Origin of the sequence: Prevotella sp. 885, assembly GCF_002265625.1 — a bacterium.
Lineage (GTDB): Bacteria > Bacteroidota > Bacteroidia > Bacteroidales > Bacteroidaceae > Prevotella.
On the sequence record NZ_NOVE01000084.1, the window covers coordinates 1 to 6,155 of the forward strand.

General features: G+C 37.4%; 3 protein-coding genes, 1 pseudogene and 1 CRISPR repeat array. All 4 genes and pseudogenes read left to right on the top strand.

Going from position 1 to position 6,155, the window contains the following annotated elements; genetic code table 11:
- The first annotated feature begins 442 nt into the window (after positions 1-442).
- Positions 443-4,087 carry a type II CRISPR RNA-guided endonuclease Cas9 gene (gene cas9, locus CHL74_RS14545; RefSeq protein ID WP_094881903.1) on the top strand — a complete coding sequence of 1,215 codons (3,645 nt, stop codon included), beginning with the start codon at positions 443-445 and terminating at the stop codon, positions 4,085-4,087.
- Position 4,088: 1 nt separating this feature from the next.
- Entirely contained in the window at positions 4,089-4,973 is an 885-nt protein-coding gene (gene cas1, locus CHL74_RS14550; protein WP_094881904.1) for a type II CRISPR-associated endonuclease Cas1, read from the top strand.
- Positions 4,970-5,332: a CRISPR-associated endonuclease Cas2 gene (gene cas2 / locus CHL74_RS14555; RefSeq protein WP_094881905.1), complete on the top strand. Its 363-nt coding sequence runs from the start codon at positions 4,970-4,972 to the stop codon at positions 5,330-5,332. Before cas1 ends, cas2 begins: the two co-directional genes overlap by 4 nt.
- Before the next feature lie 92 nt (positions 5,333-5,424).
- Positions 5,425-5,981: a CRISPR direct-repeat array (repeat unit 36 nt; unit sequence GTTGTGGTTTGATGTAGGAATCAAAAGATATACAAC).
- Positions 5,982-6,005: 24 nt separating this feature from the next.
- A pseudogene (locus CHL74_RS14560) lies at positions 6,006-6,155 on the top strand (hypothetical protein); the annotation flags it as partial.

The following is a 6,155-nucleotide window of genomic DNA, read 5'->3' on the forward strand; positions in this document are numbered from 1 at the left end:
GAATCACTCAACTCCAAGCTTAAGGCATTTAGAGGCCAACTGCGTGGAGTTAGGGACATACCGTTCTTTTTCTATCGTGTATCGTTGATATTTGGGTAGGGATGCCACGGACTTTATCGGATGAGCCAAGAAATAAGGACAATACGGATTTGTAATCTATGGGCTGAGTTCTATTCATGACGCAAAGATAAACAATAATATTGAATTGTTAAAAACACAACAATATTATTTGATTCGAATAAAAATAGGGAATGGTAGAAAAAAAACTCCCACCGAAGCGGGAGTATAGGTTTAACACCTTCGGCAATTACTGCCTTATTGTGATAAGATGTAGGAAATCTTATGTTCTGTTGCAAATATATAATGAATAATTTGTTCGTACAAATAATTTGTACTACTTTTATGAATTATTAATAATTAACTAAACAATTATTATATTTGCATGACAAAAATATTAGGAATTGATACTGGAACAAATAGCCTTGGATGGGCTATTGTTGAAAAGACGGCAGGTGATTATAATCTGCTTGACAAAGGCGTGAATATATTTCAAGAAGGAGTCAAAATAGAGAAGGGTATAGAATCGTCAAAGGCAGCAGAACGTACAGAACATAGAGCTACACGTGTAAGATATTATCGCATAAAATTGCGCAAGATACGTTTGCTTCGTATTTTGAGCGACAATCATTTGTGTCCTCCTCTTTCATGCGAAGAACTTTCTGCTTGGAGACTAAAGAAAGAGTATCCAAAGAATGAATTGTTCATGCAATGGCAACGTACTGATGACGATACAGAAAAGACTCCGTATGCATATAGGCACAAATGTCTTCATGAGAAATTGGATTTGTCTGACATTACCGATAGATACATTTTAGGCAGAGCTTTTTATCATATCATTCAGCGACGTGGCTTCTTGAGTAACAGAAAAGAGCAAGGTGGAGATGATTCTGGCAAAGTAAAGGAAGGTATCAGTACCCTTACTGAGGAAATGAACGAAGCCGGTTATGAATATCTTGGCGACTATTTCTATGCTCGTTATAATAAGGGAGAGAAAATCCGCAAGCATTATACTGCACGTAATGAGCATTTCCTTTCCGAGTTTAAGGCTATATGTGAGAAGCAAGATTTGGAAAGAGAACTCGGTGTGGAAGTGGTACGTAATATTGAAAAGGCAATATTTGACCAAAGACCTTTAAAGTCGCAAAAAGGACAGGTAGGCAAGTGTGTGTTTGAGAAGAACAAGACAAAATGTTCTTCTTCACATCCCATGTACGAAGAGTTCAGAATGCTTACGTTTATCAATAACATTAAGGTAAAGACTCCTAATGATGACGCATTACGCCCTCTTAATATGGAGGAGCGTGAAAGTATTATGCCTTTATTCTTCCGCAAGTCGAAGAAACAATTTGATTTTGAGGATATAGCCAAAAAGTTGGCACCAAAGAAGATGTATGGCTTCTACAAGAAAGATGAAGATGCAGAAATGCCATATCTGTTCAATTATCCAATGGATACATCTGTTTCAGGCTGTCCTGTTACCGCTGCCCTTAAAGATGTATTTGGTGCTGATTGGATAGATGCTATTTGTGAAACATACACATTAGGCGAGGGTAAAAGTCGATTTGATATAGTAAACGATGTCTGGCATGCTTTGTATTTCTATTCTGATAAAGATAAACTTGCCGAGTTTGCTATAAACCGCTTGCAATTATCCGAAGATGAAGCAAAGAGATTTAGTGAGATTTCTTTGCCGTCTGATTATGCCTCATTAAGCCTTAAGGCTATCTGCAAAATTCTTCCTTATCTAAGAAGAGGATTGATATACTCTCATGCTGTATTTTTAGGTAATTTATGCGAAGTCATGCCCAAATATGAGTGGAGCATAAAGGAAATGCGCGAGACTATTATCGACAACATCATAATGGAGATGAATAGATATGACACTAAAGACAAACGCACTTTCGAGGTATGCATTAAAGAGTATTTAAAGGAGCAATATGCTGTTTCTGATGATAGTCTTAAGAAGTTGTATCACCCTTCTATGATTGAGACATATCCAAGGGTACAATACACTAATGAGCATGGCGTTTATCAACTTGGTTCGCCAAGAATAGATAGTGTTCGCAATCCTATGGCGATGCGTTCTATGTTCAGATTGCGTAAATTAGTGAACCGTTTGCTTGCAGAAGGAAAGATAGATCAAGATACCGAGGTTCATATTGAGTTTGCACGTGAACTGAATGATGCCAACAAACGAAATGCCATTGCTTTATTCGTAAAAGAGAACCAAAGTGCCAATGATGAGGCTCGAAAGCAAATAATAACTCTATTCAAGAAAGAAACCGGGACGGATATAGAACCCACAGACAAAGATATATTGAAATATGTTCTTTGGGAAGAGCAGAATCACATATGTCTTTATACCGGAAAGCAGATACGTATATCTGATTTCATTGGAGCAAATCCAAAGTTTGATATTGAGCACACCATCCCTCGTAGTGTAGGTGGGGATAGTACAAAGATGAATTTGACGCTTTGTGATAGCCGTTTCAATAGAGAAGTAAAGAAAACCAAGTTGCCCATAGAATTGCCAAACCATGACGAGATTATGGAGCGTATCAATGATTGGAAGAAGAAATACGAGTTGCTTGACATTCAAATACGCAAACTTAAGAAACAGTCAAAGGGAGCAACAACAAAAGAGCAGAAGGATACAATTATTCGTAAACGTCATCTTTTGGAACTTCGTCGTGATTATTGGCGTGGTAAGTATGAGCGTTTCACAATGGAAAGTGTACCTGAAGGCTTTAGTCGTCGTCAAGGTACCGACATTAGTGTGATTTCAAAGTATGCCCGTCTTTACTTGACGTCACTATTCAATCGTGTCTATACCGTAAAAGGCATTGCAACTTCTGACTTCAGAAAAATCTGGGGAATACAAGACATCTATAGCAAGAAAGAACGTATCAATCATGTACATCATTGCATAGATGCCATTGTCATTGCATGTATTGGCTTAGATGAATATAATAAGTTGGGTGCATACTATCATGACGAAGAAAACAACAAATGGTATGGACTGTCGAAAGCATCTTTCAAAAAGCCATGGGCCACATTTGTAGAGGATATAAAGAAGATACAAGACGAAATCTTGGTATATCATTACACTCCCGACAACATGCCGAAGCAAGGACGAAGAAGAATTAAAATTGATGGCAAGAAGATTCTTTGTAAAGGTGATGCTGCAAGAGGTTCTTTACATAATGACACTTATTATGGCGCTATTGAAAATGATGGTGCTGTTAAGTATGTAAAACGCATAGACTTAGCATCGATGAAAGAAAGCGATGTAAAGAATATTGTGGATGATACGGTTAGGGGAATTATTGAAGCTGCCATAAAGGAGAAAGGCTTTAAGGATGCGATGGCAAGTACAATATGGATGAATGAGGAAAAGCAGATACTGATTAAAAAGGTGAGATGCTTCACACCCTCTATCACCAAGCCATTGAATATTCGCAAACAACGTGATGTCTCTACCAAAGAATACAAGCAGCAATATCATGTTGCTAATGATAGCAATTATTTGCTTGCTCTATATATTGGTACAGATAACAAGGGCAAGGAAAAACGAGAGTTCGAAATTGTTAATATGCTCCAAGCTGCTCAATACTATAGAACAAGTAATGATAAGGAGGTGGTTGACAGACATATTGTGCCTATTAAGAGTGAGCATGATTATCCATTTGCTTATACCTTAAAGATAGGAACAATGGTACTTCTCTATGAAAAATCGCCTAATGAAGTTTGGGAGGCTACGATTAAGGAAAGAAATAGACGTCTTTATAAGGTTACTGGTATGTCTGCAATGAGAATGAAAGGACGAAATGTAGACTATGCGACTATAAAATTATTACACAATGAAGAAGCTCGTCAAAGTAAAGATATAAAGGCAAAAAATGGAGAATACAAACAATGTGAAGAACTCCGCCCGGCAATAATCATGCTTCATACGCAGCTGAATGCCCTCGTTCAAGGTTACGACTTTGAGATAAATGAACTTGGTGAAATAAAAAGACTTAGATAATATGATAAAGCAGACATTATTCTTCTCGACTCCGGTTTGTCTCTCGCTAAAGAATTCACAACTTGTGATTTCTTGGAAAGACAGTGATGACAAGGTAACGCGCCCTATAGAAGATATAGGGTGTGTTGTCCTGGAAAGTCAAATGATAAACATTACTTTACCGTTGCTCAACGAGTTAGTTAAGAATAATGTTGCTGTCATTTTATGTGACAATAAAATGATGCCTACTGCAATGCTTCAAAGTCTAGATGCCAATACTACGCAATCTGAGAATATAAAGTCTCAGATTGCTGTTAGCGAACCGATGAAAAAACAAGCATGGAAACAAATAATTGAAGCAAAGATAAAGAACCAATCTGCAGTTTTGGATACGTTTTGTAAAAACGGTAGCATTCTTAAACCTTTTTACACTAACGTGAAAAGTGGTGATACCGACAATAGGGAAGGTATTGCAGCAAAAATATATTGGACACAACTGTATGGTAAAGACTTTAAACGTGACAGGTGTGGAGATTCACCAAATGTTCTGCTTAATTATGGATATTCAATTTTGCGTGCAGCAACAGCACGAGCGTTGCTTGGCTCAGGGTTGTTGCCTAATCTTGGTATATTCCATAAAAGCAGATACAATGCCTTTCCGCTTGCTGATGATGTAATGGAGCCTTATCGTCCTTATGTGGATTCAATAGTCTTTAATCTTTATGCTGATGGCATTACGGAATTAAACAAAGACTCCAAGATGGAGATAATGCGCCTTTTAAGCTGTGACGTAAATATAGGCAAGGTAATGCGTCCGCTACAGATAGCATTGACTTTTACGACAGCATCTCTCGTTAAGTATTATGCTGGTGAAATTAAGAAAATATCACTTCCCTTTATCTTATGACAGAATACAGACTTAATGCATATCATATTATGTGGTTATTTGTGTTTTTCGATTTGCCGGTTTCTACCAAAAAAGAAATGAAGGCAGCTGCACTTTTCCGTAAGAATTTGGAAAAAGACGGCTTTTCCATGATGCAGTTTTCTGTTTATATACGGCATTGTGCATCAAGAGAAAGTTTGGATGTGCATGTGAAAAGAGTGAAGGCTTTATTGCCAGAAACAGGAAAGGTTAGCATACTAAGTGTTACAGACAAGCAATATGGGGACATCTATAATTTCTGGGGCAAACCAAAGAGTATTAAAAAGAGTAAAATCACTCAGAAAGTTATAGGTACACCAATCCAATTGGAATTTTTTTAATACTTTTGTAGCATAATAATTCTTACACGGCGATTTCTTATAACAAAACAAGAACTATAATATACTGGTTCTCTGATATTTAGAAGTTATAGGTTGTGGTTTGATGTAGGAATCAAAAGATATACAACAGTGGGGAAAGTTGAGAACCTACGGCGGGTTGTGGTTTGATGTAGGAATCAAAAGATATACAACGAAAGACAATGAAAAAGATTCCTAACCAGTTGTGGTTTGATGTAGGAATCAAAAGATATACAACCCGGGCTACTGCAATCTGTATAGCCGTGCAGTTGTGGTTTGATGTAGGAATCAAAAGATATACAACGCGCAGGTAACATTATCTTTCAGGCAAAGGTTGTGGTTTGATGTAGGAATCAAAAGATATACAACCAAAGTTTCGATGAACTTCTAACCGCTGGGTTGTGGTTTGATGTAGGAATCAAAAGATATACAACAAATCTAAGAATCTACTTAGATGAGAAGTAGTTGTGGTTTGATGTAGGAATCAAAAGATATACAACTCTTATTACCTCATGCCACAGCGTGCAGGTGTTGTGGTTTGATGTAGGAATCAAAAGATATACAACCATGAGATTAAAGTAAGAATTAAGTTTAAGTTGTGGTTTGATGTAGGAATCAAAAGATATACAACGTTTTCCACAAGGAAACAGATAAGATGTGGTTGTGGTTTGATGTAGGTATTGGCAAGAATGTCACAATCTACCCGTTCGCATACATAGAGGACGACGTGGTTATCGGCGATGACTGCATCATCTTCCCCTACGTGAGCATCATGAAGGGCACCGTTATGGGTCGTGGCAACAAG